General features: G+C 61.6%; 12 protein-coding genes. 5 read left to right on the forward strand and 7 right to left on the reverse strand.

The features are described 5' to 3' along the window. Positions 1–76: 76 nt before the first annotated feature. On the reverse strand, positions 77–1057 hold the full coding sequence (locus tag KW568_RS01550) for an RHS repeat-associated core domain-containing protein (RefSeq protein WP_259537472.1): 981 nt from the start codon (positions 1055–1057) through the stop codon (positions 77–79). Between the two features lie 164 nt (positions 1058–1221). On the opposite strand from KW568_RS01550, the gene KW568_RS01555 reads away from it, so the two are divergent. Next, positions 1222–1797 carry a DUF2780 domain-containing protein gene (locus KW568_RS01555; RefSeq protein ID WP_004576361.1) on the forward strand — a complete coding sequence of 192 codons (576 nt, stop codon included), beginning with the start codon at positions 1222–1224 and terminating at the stop codon, positions 1795–1797. Positions 1798–1882: 85 nt separating this feature from the next. On the opposite strand, the gene KW568_RS01560 is transcribed toward KW568_RS01555, so the two are convergent. Then, positions 1883–2770 (reverse strand): acyltransferase, encoded by an 888-nt coding sequence (locus KW568_RS01560; protein WP_004576362.1) that lies wholly within the window; start codon positions 2768–2770, stop codon positions 1883–1885. 181 nt (positions 2771–2951) lie between these two features. Here KW568_RS01560 and KW568_RS01565 point away from each other — a divergent pair, with 181 nt between their 5' ends. The 4 genes from KW568_RS01565 (at position 2952) to creD (ending at position 7152) form a co-directional block, all read left to right on the forward strand. Beyond that, a complete protein-coding gene (locus KW568_RS01565; RefSeq protein ID WP_014860930.1) occupies positions 2952–3452 on the forward strand; it encodes an ATP-dependent zinc protease in 501 nt (166 codons plus the stop codon). A 147-nt stretch (positions 3453–3599) separates the two neighbouring features. Continuing rightward, positions 3600–4280, forward strand: coding sequence for a two-component system response regulator CreB (creB, locus tag KW568_RS01570; protein ID WP_003255664.1), 681 nt, complete (start codon positions 3600–3602; stop codon positions 4278–4280). Then, positions 4280–5716 (forward strand): two-component system sensor histidine kinase CreC, encoded by a 1437-nt coding sequence (creC, locus tag KW568_RS01575; RefSeq protein ID WP_003255662.1) that lies wholly within the window; start codon positions 4280–4282, stop codon positions 5714–5716. The genes creB and creC overlap by 1 nt, the downstream gene beginning before the upstream one ends. A gap of 107 nt (positions 5717–5823) precedes the next feature. Further along, on the forward strand, positions 5824–7152 hold the full coding sequence (creD, locus tag KW568_RS01580) for a cell envelope integrity protein CreD (protein ID WP_004576363.1): 1329 nt from the start codon (positions 5824–5826) through the stop codon (positions 7150–7152). 164 nt (positions 7153–7316) lie between these two features. On the opposite strand, the gene KW568_RS01585 is transcribed toward creD, so the two are convergent. The 5 genes from KW568_RS01585 to aceE all read right to left on the reverse strand — a co-directional run bounded on the left by KW568_RS01585 (position 7317) and on the right by aceE (position 16117). After that, the gene (locus tag KW568_RS01585) at positions 7317–7940 is read right to left on the reverse strand and encodes a glutathione S-transferase (protein WP_003255655.1); all 624 of its coding nucleotides are present in this window, start codon (positions 7938–7940) and stop codon (positions 7317–7319) included. A gap of 3 nt (positions 7941–7943) precedes the next feature. After that, the gene (gene msrA / locus KW568_RS01590) at positions 7944–8612 is read right to left on the reverse strand and encodes a peptide-methionine (S)-S-oxide reductase MsrA (RefSeq protein ID WP_003255654.1); all 669 of its coding nucleotides are present in this window, start codon (positions 8610–8612) and stop codon (positions 7944–7946) included. Between the two features lie 103 nt (positions 8613–8715). After that, positions 8716–11406, reverse strand: a complete 2691-nt coding sequence (locus KW568_RS01595; RefSeq protein ID WP_004576364.1) for a bifunctional diguanylate cyclase/phosphodiesterase — start codon at positions 11404–11406, stop codon at positions 8716–8718. 411 nt (positions 11407–11817) lie between these two features. Further along, positions 11818–13458 carry a dihydrolipoyllysine-residue acetyltransferase gene (gene aceF, locus KW568_RS01600; protein ID WP_003255652.1) on the reverse strand — a complete coding sequence of 547 codons (1641 nt, stop codon included), beginning with the start codon at positions 13456–13458 and terminating at the stop codon, positions 11818–11820. Between the two features lie 13 nt (positions 13459–13471). Next, on the reverse strand, positions 13472–16117 hold the full coding sequence (aceE, locus tag KW568_RS01605) for a pyruvate dehydrogenase (acetyl-transferring), homodimeric type (protein WP_003255651.1): 2646 nt from the start codon (positions 16115–16117) through the stop codon (positions 13472–13474). Positions 16118–16240: the final 123 nt, after the last annotated feature.

The raw sequence follows: 16240 nt of genomic DNA on the forward strand, positions 1-16240 counted from the left end.
TGACTTCGATGCAACCGGCCGAGACTAGTAGGCAGCCCTGATGATCGCAGTGGCTTAAGAGGCTTGGGATTACATTTCAGAAACCGCTTCCAAGGAACATGAAATCGCGGGGGGTTGGAGTCTGATTGGTTCGCCGAACTCTCGCCAGTTCATCAGTTGGCGGCGAGGAATCTGCTTGGTATCCGGGTAGGCTGTTGTCTGTGGCGGGGACTGAGGCTGAGACTGCATTTTGAGCCTGCATGAACTTATCCATGTTGGTTTGGCGCTTAGCAGTCAGATCATCCCACTTGGTTATCTCAGCGCTACGCTTCAATTCGTTGTTCGTTATCTTGGCTTTTAGGGATTCTACGTAATGTGATGGCTGGTTCCCGTATTCATCAGGTTGGTTATTGCTCCTTCTTTCAATCTTCCAATGTCTCAAATCGACATTTAGCTGGCTGAGCTTCTCGTCATAATGGTAAATTCTTTTTTCGACCTTGATTATTTTGTTGTTCAGTAGCTCAAGTTTCTTGGCGTAGTGTTTGAAAGCTGAAATCGGACTGCGTTTAAAAATTGATACTAAGAAATGCCCACTAGGGTCAGTGTTGTTAACAGGGTCGGCCATGCAATAAGCATAAGGATTTAATCCGCCCCTGCCGAACGGGCTCATTGTGTCCTGACTGCAGAAGCGCATCAGGGAGGGGCTAAACAACCTATATCCATTTCCCAGAGGGTACAGCATAGATACCGGGTCACACCGATGCCCGTTGAAGGCGAGCAACGACTTCATGACATGTTCATCAGAATAGCCGTAAGGCGAATAAGCTATGGTGTCTCGAGATAAACCTATAATTGAATTAGAGCGGTCGGTCTGTACTATTTTAGTCGGTTGTGTCTGCTCCATTTGGGCAATTGGTAATCCCAGAGCCCGCAGGGCCTTGTAGTTGCCTTGGGCGGAAACCTCATTAGATAATTGACCGGTTTGGTAAAAATACATGGAGGTTCGATTAGCCGCCTTTTCCGGCGGCATTGTGGTTGATCGATTTTTTTTACTATTCCTGTCTACGTTTTCAGCCATGATTTGATCCCGCCTCAGACTTTGCACTGAGTGTTTACGTTGCACTCCGCTGCCGGATGGTACAACTAGCATTTTTGCTAGGTAGTAAGCGGTCGGAACAAAACCCCAAACCACGAGTCAAACCCCTCGTTTCCCGGCCATCCCGGCCAACGAGGTCCCTCCCGATGAAAGCATTCACCCTGGCAACCCTGATGACCCTGGCTGCAAGCCCGGTGTTCGCCTTCAACCTCAGCGACGCTGCCAACGCCGTGTCCGCCATGCAGAACCAGCAACAGCAAGGCCAGGTACAGGCACCCGAAGCGCAGGCCAATCTGCTCAATACCCTGGGCAGCCAGTTGAACATCACCCCCGAACAGGCGGTAGGCGGGGCAGGGGCCATGCTGGGGCTGGCGCGCAACAACCTTAGCAGCGATGACTATGGGCAACTGACCAAGGCGGTGCCAGGGCTGGACCTGCTGGCCGGTGCAAATGCGCTGGGCGGGTTAAGTGGGTTGAGTGATTTGCTGGGCAAGAACAGCGAAAGCCAGTCGGCCTTGAGCAATGCGCTGGGCAACAACGTGGAAAACCGCAGCGACCTGGACAGTGCGTTCAAGGCGCTGGGCATGGACACCGGGATGATCGGGCAGTTTGCGCCGTTGCTGCTGCAGTACCTGGGGCAACAGGGGATTGCCGGGGCGTTGTTGCAGAATCTGGGGAGTTTGTGGGCCACACCGGCGCCATTGGCTCAGCCCTCGGTCTGAAGGTCGGGTGAGGATTCTTGCGCAGTCTGCCCGGGCCTCTTCGCAGGGTACCCGCGAAGAGGCCCGGGCAGACACTTAAAAAACATCAGCTCATTTCCTGCCGTAGCTGCTCGATCCGCTGGTCCTTGGCCACCCACAACTGGTTGACCCAGGCCTGCACCGTTTGCCGAAACTCGGGATCATTCTCGTAATCCCCCGCCCACAACGCCGGGTCCAGCTCACGCACCTGAATGTCGATAATCACCCGGCTGATGCTGCCATTGAGCAAGTCCCAAAACCCCGGCGCCTTGTTGCCGGGGTACACGATGGTCACGTCCAGCAGGGCATCCAGCTGCTCGCCCAATGCGGCGAGCACAAACGCCACACCGCCCGCCTTGGGCTTGAGCAGGTAGCGATACGGCGACTGCTGCTCCTGGCGCTTGGCTTCGGTAAACCGGGTGCCTTCCAGGTAGTTGACCACGGTCACTGGCTGGCGCTTGAACAGCTCGCAGGCCGCCTTGGTGATTTCCAGGTCCTTGCCCTTGAGCTCCGGGTGCTTTTCCAGAAACGCCTTGCTGTAGCGCTTCATGAACGGGTAATCCAGCCCCCACCAGGCCAGGCCAAGCAACGGCACCCAGATCAGCTCCTTTTTCAGGAAGAACTTGAAGAACGGTGTCCGGCGGTTGAGGCTTTCGATCAGCGCCGGGATGTCGACCCAGGTCTGGTGGTTGCTCACGGCCAGGTACGAGGTGTCCTTGCGCAGGTTTTCCACACCGCGGATGTCCCACTGAGTAGGGATGCACAGGGCGAAGATGGCTTTGTCGATTTCCGACCAGGTTTCGGCCACCCACATCACTGCCCACGAGGCATAGTCACGCCCACGGCCTGGCAGCACCAGCTTGAGCAGGGCGAAGACCAGCAGCGGGCAGATCAACACCACGGTGTTGAGCAGCAGCAGGGTGGTAGTGAGAATGCCGGTCAGCAGGCGACGCATAAAGAGACTCTTGTTGTGGGAGATAAACGGTTGGCAATGATAAGCAGGGCGGTGGCCTACGCCAAATGTCCAATGCCCGACGGCGGGGACAAATGTTTCACATTATGTTGGTTAGGCTCGTGACAGCGAACCTATCTGCCCAGTGCAGTCTAAGCATTGACCCTCTCAAGGAAGCCTGCTTGTGAAATCTCTTTTAGCCATGTTGTCGCTGTTGGCGCTGCCGGTGATGGCCGCCGAACCCACTATCTACGGCCGTTACGAGAATATTGCCCTGCCTGAACTGGGCGAAACCCTGAAAGCCAAGATGGACACTGGCGCCTTCACCGCGTCGCTGTCGGCCAAGGATATCGAGCTGTTCACCCGCGATGGGGACGAGTGGGTGCGCTTCCGCCTGGCGACCAAGGAATCGGACGGCAAGGTGTACGAGCACAAGGTCTCGCGCATCAGCAAGATCAAGGGCCGTGCCGATGAAGAGGACGAAGGGGATGCGCCAGAGATCTCCAAGCGCCCGGTGGTCGACCTGGAGTTGTGCCTGGGGGATGTGAAGCGCACCGTCGAGGTGAATCTGGTGGACCGCAGCAACTTCAACTACCCGCTGCTGGTGGGTTCCAAGGCGCTGCGCGAGTTCAAGGCGGCGGTCAACCCGGCGAAGAAGTTCACTGCTGGCAAGCCAGGCTGCTGATCTGAAGCGTGCGCCATACAATGTAGGAGCGGGCTTGCCCGCGAACACACATAATGGGGTGTCAGGCACCGGCTTCGCCGGTGTTCGCGGGCAAGCCCGCTCCTACACTGAAATGTGCCAACCTTCAAAACCGCAAGGCCGGACGCCATGCCTCATATCCTCATCGTCGAAGACGAAGCCGCCATCGCCGACACCCTGGTCTACGCCCTGCAGGCCGACGGTCACAGCACTGAGTGGGTAACCCTGGGCAGTGCCGCCCTCGACCAGCAGCGCCAGCGCCCGGCCGACCTGGTCATCCTCGACATCGGCCTGCCCGACATCAGTGGCTTCGAAACCTGTCGCCAGCTGCGCCGGTTCACCGAGGTGCCGGTGATGTTTCTCAGCGCCCGGGACGGTGAAATCGACCGCGTCGTGGGCCTGGAAATCGGTGCCGACGACTACGTGGTAAAGCCATTCAGCCCTCGTGAAGTGGCAGCGCGCGTTCGGGCGATCCTCAAACGCATGGCACCGAGGGCCGAGGTTGTCGGCGAAACCACCTTGTTCCAGCTCGACACCTTGCGCATGCAGATCACCTACCGCAGCCAGCCGCTCACGCTGACCCGGCATGAGTTCCGCTTGCTGCAATGCCTGCTCGAACAACCGCAGCGGGTGTTCAGCCGCGAACAGCTGCTCGACGCTTTGGGCGTGGCCTCCGACGTGGGCTATGAGCGCACCATCGACAGCCATATCAAGAGCCTGCGCGCCAAACTGCGCCAGGTAGCGGGTGATGCCGAGCCGATCCAGACCCATCGCGGCCTCGGTTACAGCTATAGCCCGGAGCACGCCTGATGCGCTTGGGCATTCGCATCTTTCTGGTGTACTTCCTGTTCGTCGGCTTGGCCGGTTACTTCTTGCTCAATACCGTACGCGAACAGATTCGCCCGGTAGTGCGCCAATCCTCCGAAGAAACCTTGGTAGACACTGCCAACCTGCTGGCAGAAATCCTGCGGGATGACGTCAAGGCCGGCACCCTGAACCAGGGCCGCCTGCCTGAGGTGCTCGAGGCCTACGGCTCGCGCAGCCCAGGCGCACAGATCTGGGGGCTGGCCAAGAACCAGGTCAGCCACCGCATCTACGTCACTGACGCCAAGGGCATCGTGTTGCTGGACTCCAGTGGCGAGGCCCTGGGCAAGGATTACTCGCAGTGGAATGACGTGCTGCTGACCCTGCGAGGCCAGTATGGCGCCCGCTCCACCCGCAGCGACCCCAACGACGAAAGCACCTCGGTGATGCACGTTGGCGCGCCGATCATCGACAACGGCAAGATCATCGGCGTTGTCACCGTCGCCAAGCCCAATAGCTCATTGCAACCCTACATCGACCGCTCCGAGCGGCGCCTGCTCACCCTGGGGCTAGGGCTGATCGGCCTGGGCTTGCTGATCGGCGCGGCTCTGTCGTGGTGGCTTGCGCGCTCGCTGCGCAAGTTGGCAGGTTATGCGCAGGCGGTCAGCGAAGGGGAACGTGCGGAGCTTCCGCATTACAAGGGCGGCGAGCTGGCGAACCTGGCACAGGCAGTGGAACGCATGCGCACCCAGCTGGAAGGCAAGGCCTATGTCGAGCGCTACGTGCACACCCTGACTCACGAGCTGAAAAGCCCGCTGGCGGCCATCCGTGGTGCTTCCGAGCTGTTGCAGGGCGAGGATATGCCCGCTGATCAGCGGGCACGCTTTGCCGGCAATATCGAGCGCGAGAGCGAGCGGTTGCAACAGATGATCGAGCGGCTGCTCAACCTGGCCAGGGTCGAGCAGATGCAGGCGCTGGAGGACGAGCAGCAGGTGGCGCTGGCGGCGTTGGTCGATGAGTTGCTGCTGGCCCATGCGGCGCGTATCGAAGGCGCCCGTTTGCAGGTACGTCAGCGGGTGCCTGCCACTTTGCGCTTGCTCTGCGATCCTTTTCTGATGCGCCAGGCGTTGGCCAATCTGCTCGACAACGCACTGGACTTCACTCCGGAAGGTGGCACGCTGCTGTTCGACCTGGAGCGCGATGGCGAACGGGTGGCGTTGAGCTTGTTCAACCAGGGGCAAGCGATACCGGCCTACGCCATCGGGCGGGTCAGCGAGCGGTTCTACTCGCTGCCGCGGCCCGGGAGCGGGCGCAAGAGTACCGGGCTGGGGCTGAACTTCGTGGCCGAGGTGATGCAGCTGCATGGCGGAGCCTTGGCGGTGGACAACGTCGATGGCGGGGTGCGGGTGCGGTTGTGGCTGCCGGTGCGGCGCATCAGCTGAGACAGCCGGGGCTGCACAGCAGCCCCAAATACACGTAAATCACACACGCGCTCCACAAAGCCTCCATGCAAGGCGCAGACACTGCGCCCAATGCCACAGGAGGCCACATGAACAAGACCCTCGGTTTCAAACTCGGCATGATCGCCATGCTGATGTTGCTGCTGCTCATCCCGCTACTGCTGATCAACGGCCTGATCGACGAACGCCAGGCCATGCGCGACGGCGTGTTGCGCGATATTGCCCAGAGCACCAGCTTCGACCAGCAACTCAGCGGCCCGCTGCTGGTGGTGCCGTACCGCAAGTACCAGCGCCGCTGGATCGAAAAGGACGGTGAGCGTACCCAGGAAACCAGCACCATCGCCGGCCACCTGTACTTCCTGCCGGAAACCTTCGACGCCGACCTGGGTGTGGACACCGAACTGCGCGCCCGAGGCATCTACCAGGCGCGGTTGTTTCACACCAAAGGCCGTATCAGCGGCCGCTTCAAGCTCCCGGCGCATTGGGGCATCGACAAGGACTTTGACGACTACCGCTTCGACACGCCGTTCCTGGTGGTGGGCATCAGTGATATCCGCGGTATCGAAAGTGCTCTGGAGCTGAGCATGGACGAGCAAAAAGTGCCGTTCGAGCCCGGCACCCAGCTCGACTGGATGCGCGGCGGCGTACACGCCAGCCTGCCGGGGCTGGACGGGCTACAGGCGCGAGCGTTCAGTTATGGCTTTGACCTGGCGCTGCAAGGTACCGGCCAGTTGCACGTGGTCCCCGTGGGCCGTACCAGCAGCGTGGACATGCGCGCCAACTGGCCGCACCCGAGCTTCGTCGGCAACTACTTGCCCAACCGCCGCGAAATCGATGCTCAAGGCTTCAGTGCCCATTGGCAAACCTCGTTCTTTGCCACCAACCTTGAGGATGCCATCCGCCAGTGCGCTAACGCCGGGCAGTGTACGGATTTCAGTGAGCGCAGCTTTGGCGTGAGTTTTATAGACCCAGTGGACCAGTACCTGAAAAGCGAGCGGGCAATCAAATACGCGTTGTTGTTCATTGCCCTGACCTTTGCCGGCTTCTTCCTGTTCGAGGTAATGAAGAACCTGAGCGTGCACCCCGTGCAGTACATCCTGGTGGGCGTGGCGCTGGCGTTCTTCTATCTGCTGCTGCTTTCGTTGTCCGAGCACATTGGCTTTGGTCTGGCGTATGGGCTGTCGGCTTCAGCCTGTGTGATGCTGATCGGCTTCTACCTGAGCCATGTGTTGCGCAGCCTGGTGCGAGGGGTGGGTTTTGCAGCGGGTTTGGCGGCGTTGTACGCGCTGCTCTTCGGGCTGCTGAGTGCCGAAGACTATGCGCTGCTGATGGGGTCGCTGTTGTGTTTCGGCTTGCTTGGGGTGTTCATGGTGCTGACCCGGCGGCTGGACTGGGCGCGTGTGGGGAGGGCGGCATGAGGGAGGATAGAGAGATCGGGCGCTGGTTGGCGCTCAGGATCGGGCTGTTGTTTCCTGTGATACCGAGGTGAGGCCTTCGCGGGCACGCCCGCTCCCACAAGCCCACCACAGATAGCGCACACTGTGGAAAACCTGTAGGAGCGGGTTTACCCGCGAAGGGGCCCTCAGGCCACTGGCGCTGTAGCGACCATCGATGGCCGCTTGACCACCTCGGCATACCACGCCGCCAACCCAGGCTGGCGCTCACGCCAGCCAAATCCGGGCTGACGCAAATCCAGATAGCCCAGCGCACAGGCCACACCAATCGCCGCCAGGTCGAAGCCGGAGATCAGCTCCGGCAAGTGCTCCTGCTCCAGGTTGGCCAGGCTACGGCGGATCTTGTCACCCTGCGCTTGCAGCCAGCCATCCCAGCGCTTGTCTTCTGGCCGCAGGAAGCTCTCATACCGGCTCGACACCGCCGCATCCATGATCGCATCGGCCTGTGATACCAAGGTCATGCGCCGCCAGCGCGCCGAACCTTCACGCGGCAGCAGCGGCAGGCCAACGTGCTGCAGGTCGAGGTACTCGCAGATCACCCGGCTGTCGTGCAGCACGGTGCCGTCTTCCAGGCGCAGGGCCGGGATTTTGCCGATCGGGTTGTCCTGGTTGAGCTGCGGGTCGCCGCTCACCGGGCTGATGTTCACCGGCTGCAGCTGCACACGCTCAAGCTGGCCGGTCTCGTGCAACACCACCATGACCTTGCGCACGAAAGGCGACAACGGCGAGTGGAACAGGGTCATCGTGCTCATGCTTCAGTTACCTTGCAGGCTGGGTGGCAGGCACACGCCGGTGCCGCCGATGCCGCAGTAGCCGTCCGGGTTCTTGGCCAGGTACTGCTGGTGGTAGGCCTCGGCGAAATAGACGGTCGGTGCCTGGTCGATTTCGGTGGTGATCTCACCGAAGCCGGCCTTGCTCAGCTCGGCCTGGAAGGCGTCGCGGCTGGCCTTGGCCTGTTCCAGCTGTTCCGGGCTGGTGCAGTAGATGGCCGAGCGGTACTGGGTGCCGATGTCGTTGCCTTGGCGCATGCCTTGGGTCGGGTTGTGCAGCTCCCAGAACATTGCCAGCAGTTCGCGGTAGCTGACCTTGTCCTTGTCGAACACCACCAGCACCACTTCGGTGTGGCCGGTCAGGCCCGAGCAGACTTCTTCGTAGGTAGGGTGCGGGGTGAAGCCGCCGGCGTAGCCGACCACGGTGCTGACCACACCTTCACGCTGCCAGAAGCGGCGCTCCGCGCCCCAGAAGCAACCCAGGCCGAAGATGGCGAAGTCGATGGCGCCTTCGAAGAACGGGCCGAGCAGCGGGGTGTCTTTGAAGACGTAGTGGAACTCGGGCAGGCTCATTGGCGTTTCGCGGCCAGGCAGGGCCTGTTCCGCAGTTGGCATGACGTTTTTGTTCACCAGGATTTCCGAACGCAGGACCATGGCCGTTCCTCTGTATGTCATTGAGATGGGGGCTGGGGCCTTCGCGGGTAAACCCGCGAAAGGGCCCGAATGGCTTCTATAGTGCCCGAGGATTACGCAGCTGTCAGGCCACCGGGCCACGCGGATAGCGCTTCAGCCGTTCGGCCAGCTCGCGCCCGGGAATCGGCCGGTCGAACAGGTAGCCCTGGCCCACATCGCAGCGGTGACGGCGCAGGAATGCCAGTTGCTCCGGCGTCTCGATCCCTTCGGCCACCACCTTCAGCTTCAGGTTGTGGGCCATGGCCACCACCGCCGAGGTGATTTCCATGTCGTCCTGGTTGTCGGGGATTTCGTTGATGAAGCTGCGATCGATCTTGAGGATGTCGATCGGAAACTTCTTCAGGTAGCTCAGCGACGAATAACCGGTGCCAAAGTCGTCCATGGCCAAGGTCAGGCCCAGGGCCTTCAGCTCGTCCAGCTGGCGGTGGGTGTCTTCGCTGGCTTCCAGCAGCAGGCCTTCGGTCAACTCCAGCTCCAGCAGGTGCGGGGGCAGGGCTTCTTCCTTGAGGATGGTGCTGATCGACGCCACCAGGTCCGGGTCGGAGAACTGTTTGGGCGACAGGTTGATGGCTACATGCAGGTTGCCCAGGCCGGCCTTGCGCAGTTGCTGGCTCATGCAGCACGCCTGGCGCACTACCCATTTGCCGATAGGGATGATCAGGCCGGTTTCCTCGGCCACGCTGATGAACTGGTCCGGGCGGATCATGCCGCGTTCGGGGTGGTTCCAGCGCAGCAGCGCTTCCAGGCCCAGCAGGCGACCGCTGCGCAGGCACAGCTTGGGCTGGTAGAACACGTCCAGCTCATTCTGGGTCAGGGCACGGCGCAGGTTGTTCTCGACGAACAGCTTGTAGCTGGCTTCGGCGTTGAGCACTTCGGTAAACACCTGTACCTGGTGTTTACCGTTGGCCTTGGCCTTGTGCAATGCAAGGCCGGCATTCTTCATCAGGCTGGCCGGGTCGACGCCGTGCAACGGTGCACAGGCCAGGCCTACCGAGGCGGTGACGTTGATCAGCTGGTTGTCGACGAACATCGGCTTGTCGAGGGTGCACAGCAACTGCTGGGCGACGCCTTGGCCATCTTCAAGGCTGGTGTGGTCGAGCAGCACGGCGAACTCGTTACTGGCAAAGCGCGCCAGGATGCCGCCGCTGTGCAGGCTGTTGCGCAAACGCCTGGCCAGGCTGATCAGCAGCTTGTCGCCGGTCTGGTGGCCTAGGCTGTCGTTGATGCGCTTGAAGTTGTCGATGTCCACCAGCAGCAGGCACATCGAGCTTTCGCCATCGCGGGCGAAGCGCTCGTCCAGGCTGCGGATGAACGCCGGGCGGTTGCCCAGGTTGGTGAGGTTGTCGGTGTAAGCCAGGCGTTCGATGCGTTGTTGGGCCAGCTTGGTCTGGGTGACGTCTTCGTAGATGCCGATGTAGTGGGTCAGCTCACGGTTGTCACCGTACACCTTGGAAATCGACAACTGGCCCCAGTACGGCTCCAGGTTTTTGCGCCGGCTCTTAAACTCGCCCTGCCAACTGTTGCCCATGGCCAGGCTCGACGGCGAGTCGAACAGCAGTTCGCTGAGGTTCTCCAGGGCCGGTAGCTCGCCCAGCTGGCGGCCCTGCACTTCGTCGGTACTGTACTGGGTGATGGCGGTGAAGCTGGGGTTGACGTACTCCACCCGGCCGTCGCGGTTCACCAGCAGAAAGGCGCTGGCGCTCTGCTCGACCGCACGCTGGAACAGGTGCAGGGCGCTGGCCGCGGCCCGTCGTTTGTGGTTTGTGATCACTTGGGCGAACTGGTCGGCCAGCTCGCCGGCAAAGGCAATCTCGTCCGACTGCCAGGCCCGTGGCTGGCCGGTTTGCTCCAGGCACAACACGCCGATCACCTGGCCATCGACACGGATGCTGGCGTCGAGCATGGCCTTGTTTTCCGGGCGCATGCTTTGCGCCAGGGCGCGGGTGCGCGGGTCGTGGCCGGCGTTGTGAGCGTCGATGGCGCGGCTTGCGTGCAGTGCATCCAGGTAGTCGGGGAAGCGGCTGGCATCGATGGCTTCGGGCTGGCGGTGCTCCTGTGCGTCGCGGTACCAGGCGATGATCGGTTCCAGGCGTTGGTCTTCCAGGTGCCAGATGCTGGCGCTGTCGACCTTGTAGATTTCGCAGGCGCTCTGGGTGATCAGCTGGGCCGCTTCGAGCAGCGAGTTGCCCGCGCTGTAGCGATGGCGGGCGAGGCGCAGGATAAGGTCCTGCTGGCCGCGCACCCGCTCCAGGTGCTCCAGTTGTTCTTGCTGCGTGCGCTGGTTCAGCTGCAGGGCCAGTTGCAGGCGGTTGTTGCGTGACTCCAGGTCGCTGGCGCCGGGTTCGCCGGCCTCTTCCTGCTGGTCGTCGAGCACGCTCAGGTAGCCGCGCAACAGCTGGCGGTTGTGTTGCTTGTAGGCTTCACCCGCTTCCAGCAGGCGCAGCGAGGTGCTCGGCGTGTGCAGGGTGTAGCGCACGCGATAGTAGCCGCGCTGGGCCAGTTGCAACTGGATTTCGTCGTGCAGCCGGTAGCGTGCTTCGGGTTCCATCAGGCTGGCGTAGGGCGCGTCAATCAGGGCACACAACTCGCCGGTTTTCAGGCCGAACTGGCGCTCACAGGCTGGGTCAAGGTAGAGCATGGCCCAGGTGGCTTCGTTGAGCCTTTCGAAACGCAGCATGCCGAGCCGCGAGGGCACGGGTAACTGTGTCACGACCTCGGCCGCCACACGGCTGGCGGCATCGGGTTGGCTTTTCATCGAAGACTCGCTTGAAGAGGGAACGCTGCCTTGTGGCTGCGGCGGATTTGGCAAGGTTGCATCATGTCCCGAGGGCTGGCAAGCGGCCATGCTTGATGCTGTGGACAGGTTATCGGCTGACGTGGCCGATTCTGCAGTTTGGCTGGAGATTTTGGGGCCGCTTTGCGGCCCATCGCGACACAAGGTCGCTCCCACAGGGATCGCGCCAGCTTTTAGAAATTGAGCAAGACAGTTACTCCCACAATGTGGACTGCGATTGCCTGTGGGAGCGGCCTTGTGTCGCGAAAGGAGGGCGAAGCCCTCCCAGCTTTTTCCAGGCAAAAAAAAGCCCCGCCAATCGACGGGGTTGAGGTACGAGCGTGGCAGCTCGAAAAGGGTACTGCCCCTCGCAAGGAGGGGCAGTGTGCTGGCTTACAGCAGCATGGTGCGGATATCGCCCAGCACGTCGCCCAGGCGCTTGGTGAAGCGCGCGGCGGCAGCGCCGTTGATCACACGGTGATCGTAGGACAGCGACAGCGGCAGCATCAGCTTTGGCTGGAAGGCCTTGCCATCCCAGACTGGCTGCATGGTCGCCTTGGAGACGCCCAGGATAGCCACTTCCGGCGCGTTGACGATCGGCGTGAAGCCGGTGCCGCCAATGTGGCCGAGGCTGGAGATGGTGAAGCAAGCGCCTTGCATCTCGTCGGCCGACAGCTTCTTGGTGCGCGCCTTCTCGGCCAGTGCAGCGGCTTCGGCAGCCAGTTGCAGCAGGCTCTTCTGGTCGACGTTCTTGATCACAGGGACCAGCAGGCCGTCCGGGGTGTCCACGGCGAAGCCGATGTGCACGTACTTCTTGCGGATGATGGCCTTGCCGCTTGGCGCCAGCGAGCTGTTGAAGTCCGGCAGTTCCTTGAGCAGGAAGGCGCAGGCCTTGAGCAGCAGAGGCAGCACGGTCAGCTTCACGCCAGCTTTCTCGGCCACGGCCTTCTGCGCAACGCGGAAGGCTTCCAGCTCGGTGATGTCGGCAGAGTCGAACTGGGTCACGTGCGGCACGTTGAGCCAGCTGCGGTGCAGGTTGGCAGCACCGACCTGCATCAGGCGGGTCAGGGCCACTTCTTCCACTTCACCGAACTTGCTGAAGTCCACGGCAGGGATCGGCGGGATGCCAGCACCACCGGTCGCACCGGCGGCTGCCGGCGCTTCCTTGGCCTTCTGCATCATGGCCTTGACGTAGACCTGCACGTCTTCTTTCAGGATGCGACCGTGCGGGCCGGTGGCAGCAACTGCACCCAGCTCGACACCGAATTCACGGGCCAGCTGACGAACAGCAGGGCCTGCGTGAACCTTGGCATTGCTGCCAGCGGCCGGTGCGGTAGCAGCCGGTGCAGGGGCAGCAGCCGGGGCTGCAGCGGCAGGTGCGGCAGCCGGAGCAGCCTCAGCCTTGGCTGGTGCAGGAGCAGCAGCCGGTGCCGGCGCGGCAGCCGGGGCGGCACCCGCCACTTTCAGCTTGAAGATCAGGTCGCCAGTGCCGACTTCGTCTTCCAGCTTGCACAGCACTTCTTCGACCACGCCGGCAGCCGGCGACGGGATTTCCATGGAAGCCTTGTCGGACTCCAGGGTAATCAGCGACTGGTCGGCTTCGACGGTGTCGCCGACCTTGACCAGCACTTCGATGATCTTGGCCTTGCCCGACGAACCGATGTCCGGCACGTGGATGTCCTGCACGCTGGCAGCAGCCGGGGCTGCGGCTGGAGCAGCAGGAGCGGCTTCAGCGGCTGGCGCTGGCGCCGCAGCCGGAGCAGCGGCAGCGGCCGGTGCCTCAGGGGCCGCAGCAGCGGCGCCCTCGGCTTCCAGGACCAGCAGCTCGTCGCCTTCTTTCAGGCGGTCGCCCAGCTTGACCTTCAGTTCCTTGATGACGCCGGCCTTGGGCGCCGGAATTTCCATGGAGGCCTTGTCGGACTCCAGGGTCAGCAGGCTCTGGTCAGCCTCGATACGATCACCGACCTTGACGAACAGCTCGATGATTTCACCTTCACCGCTGCCGATGTCAGGTACGCGAATGAGTTCGCTCACTTAAAAATACTCCTCAGCAGTCCAGTGGGTTGCGCTTGTCCGGGTCGATACCGAACTTGACGATAGCGTCTGCAACAACCTTGGGTTCGATCTCGCCACGGTCAGCCAGGGCTTCCAGGGCAGCCAGCACCACGAAGTGGCGGTCGACTTCGAAGAAGTGACGCAGCTTCTTGCGGCTGTCGCTGCGACCGTAACCGTCGGTACCCAGGACTTTGAACTCTTTGCTCGGTACCCACTGGCGAATCTGCTCGGCGAACAGCTTCATGTAGTCGGTAGAGGCGATAACCGGGCCTTTGCGACCGTTCAGGCACTGCTCGACGTAGGTCTGCTGTGGCTTCTGGCCAGGCTTCAGGCGGTTGGCGCGTTCCACGGCCAGGCCGTCGCGGCGCAGTTCGTTGAAGCTGGTGACGCTCCACACGTCGGCACCGACGTTGAACTCTTCACGCAGGATCTTCGCGGCTTCGCGGACTTCGCGCAGGATGGTGCCGGAGCCCATCAGCTGTACGTGGTGTGCGGCTTCGCGGGTGTCCTCTTCCAGCAGGTACATGCCCTTGATGATGCCTTCCTCGACACCGGCCGGCATGGCTGGCTGCTGGTAGGATTCGTTCATCACGGTGATGTAGTAGAAGATGTCCTGTTGCTCTTCGGTCATCTTCTTCATGCCGTCCTGGATGATCACCGCCAGCTCGTAGCCGTAGGTCGGATCGTAGGTGCGGCAGTTCGGGATGGTGCCCGCCATCATGTGGCTGTGACCGTCTTCGTGCTGCAGGCCTTCACCGTTGAGGGTGGTACGGCCGGCGGTACCGCCGATCAGGAAGCCACGGGTGCGGCTGTCGCCAGCGGCCCAGGCCAGGTCGCCAATACGCTGGAAACCGAACATCGAGTAGAAGATGTAGAACGGCAGCATCGGCTGGTTGTGGCAGCTGTACGAGGTACCGGCAGCGATGAACGACGACATGGCGCCGGCTTCGTTGATGCCTTCCTCGAGGATCTGGCCCTTCTTGTCTTCGCGGTAGAACATCACCTGGTCTTTATCGACTGGCTCGTAGAGCTGGCCGACCGACGAGTAGATACCCAACTGGCGGAACATGCCTTCCATACCGAAGGTACGGGCTTCGTCCGGGATGATCGGGACGATGCGCTGGCCGATGTCCTTGTCCTTGACCAGCTGCGCCAGAATACGCACGAAGGCCATGGTGGTGGAGATTTCGCGGTCGCCCGAGCCGTCCAGGATCGCTTTCAGCGTTTCCAGTGGCGGGGTCGGCACGCTGAAGCTCTTGGCACGGCGCTGCGGTACGAAGCCACCCAGGGCTGCGCGGCGCTCGGCCAGGTACTTGGCTTCGGCAGAACCTTCTTCCGGCTTGAAGAACGGCAGGTTCTCCAGGTCGGCATCCTTGACCGGGATGTCGAAGCGGTCACGGAAGTGACGCAGGCTGTCGACGTCGACCTTCTTGGTGTTGTGCGCGGTGTTCTTGGCTTCGCCAGCACCGGTGCCGTAACCCTTGATGGTCTTGGCCAGGATGACGGTCGGCTGCTCTTTGTGGTTCACAGCCTGGTGATACGCCGCGTAGACCTTGTACGGGTCGTGACCGCCACGGTTGAGCTTCCAGATCTCTTCGTCGGACAGGTCTTCGACCATGGCCTTGAGTTCCGGGGTGTTGAAGAAGTGCTCGCGAACGTACGCGCCGTCTTTGGCTTTGTAGTTCTGGTATTCGCCGTCGATGACTTCGTCCATGCGGCGCTGCAGGGCACCGTTGGTGTCCTTGGCCAGCAGTGGGTCCCAGAAACGGCCCCAGACGACTTTGTTGACGTTCCAGCCACCGCCACGGAACACGCCTTCGAGTTCCTGGATGATCTTGCCGTTGCCGCGAACCGGGCCGTCGAGGCGCTGCAGGTTGCAGTTGATGACGAAGATCAGGTTGTCCAGCTTCTCGCGGCCGGCCAGGGCGATTGCACCCAGGGATTCCGGCTCGTCGCACTCACCGTCGCCCATGAAGCACCAGACCTTCTGCTTGCCGGCCGGGATGAAGCCACGGGCTTCCAGGTACTTCATGAAGCGTGCCTGGTAGATCGCCTGGATTGGGCCCAGACCCATCGAAACGGTCGGGAACTGCCAGAAGTCAGGCATCAACCATGGGTGCGGGTACGAAGACAGGCCGTTGCCGTCCACTTCCTGACGGAAGTTGTTCATCTGGTCTTCGCTGATACGGCCTTCCATGAAGGCACGGGCGTAGACGCCAGGCGAAGCGTGGCCCTGGAAGAAGACCAGGTCGCCGCCGTGTTCTTCAGTAGGGGCCTGGAAGAAGTAGTTGAAGCCGATGTCGTACAGGGTGGCACTGGAGGCGAAGCTAGAGATGTGTCCGCCCAGGTCCGAGTCTTTCAGGTTGGTACGCATGACCATGGCCAGCGCGTTCCAACGCACCATCGAGCGAATGCGGCGTTCCATGAACAGGTCGCCAGGCATGCGTGCTTCGTGGGTGACAGGGATGGTGTTGCGGTATGGCGTGGTGATCGCATACGGCAGCTGGGAGCCACTACGGGTGGCCAGCTCGCCCATACGGGTCATCAGGTAATGAGCGCGGTCTTCGCCTTCTTTGTCGAGGACCGACTCCAGGGCATCCAGCCATTCCTGGGTTTCGATTGGATCGAGGTCTTGCATGGCTTGCTCCAGGGCGGAAAGGCAACCAGAATCGATTGCCTGAGATTGCGACTGGCCTTATGGGCAGACGTCGTGAATTCTTGGATTACCGGGGTGTCTTCCGGCGCGTTGTAGTTTTACTAC

Source organism: Pseudomonas sp. HD6515, assembly GCF_024971855.1.
In the GTDB taxonomy this organism is placed as follows: Bacteria; Pseudomonadota; Gammaproteobacteria; order Pseudomonadales; family Pseudomonadaceae; genus Aquipseudomonas; species Aquipseudomonas alloputida.

Coding starts and splice junctions, on each gene's coding strand:
- KW568_RS01550 (WP_259537472.1), bottom strand. CDS start 1,057: ATGGCTGAAAACGTAGACAGGAATAGTAAAAAAAATCGATCAACCACA.
- KW568_RS01555 (WP_004576361.1), top strand. CDS start 1,222: ATGAAAGCATTCACCCTGGCAACCCTGATGACCCTGGCTGCAAGCCCG.
- KW568_RS01560 (WP_004576362.1), bottom strand. CDS start 2,770: ATGCGTCGCCTGCTGACCGGCATTCTCACTACCACCCTGCTGCTGCTC.
- creB (WP_003255664.1), top strand. CDS start 3,600: ATGCCTCATATCCTCATCGTCGAAGACGAAGCCGCCATCGCCGACACC.
- creC (WP_003255662.1), top strand. CDS start 4,280: ATGCGCTTGGGCATTCGCATCTTTCTGGTGTACTTCCTGTTCGTCGGC.
- creD (WP_004576363.1), top strand. CDS start 5,824: ATGAACAAGACCCTCGGTTTCAAACTCGGCATGATCGCCATGCTGATG.
- KW568_RS01585 (WP_003255655.1), bottom strand. CDS start 7,940: ATGAGCACGATGACCCTGTTCCACTCGCCGTTGTCGCCTTTCGTGCGC.
- msrA (WP_003255654.1), bottom strand. CDS start 8,612: ATGGTCCTGCGTTCGGAAATCCTGGTGAACAAAAACGTCATGCCAACT.
- KW568_RS01595 (WP_004576364.1), bottom strand. CDS start 11,406: ATGAAAAGCCAACCCGATGCCGCCAGCCGTGTGGCGGCCGAGGTCGTG.
- aceE (WP_003255651.1), bottom strand. CDS start 16,117: ATGCAAGACCTCGATCCAATCGAAACCCAGGAATGGCTGGATGCCCTG.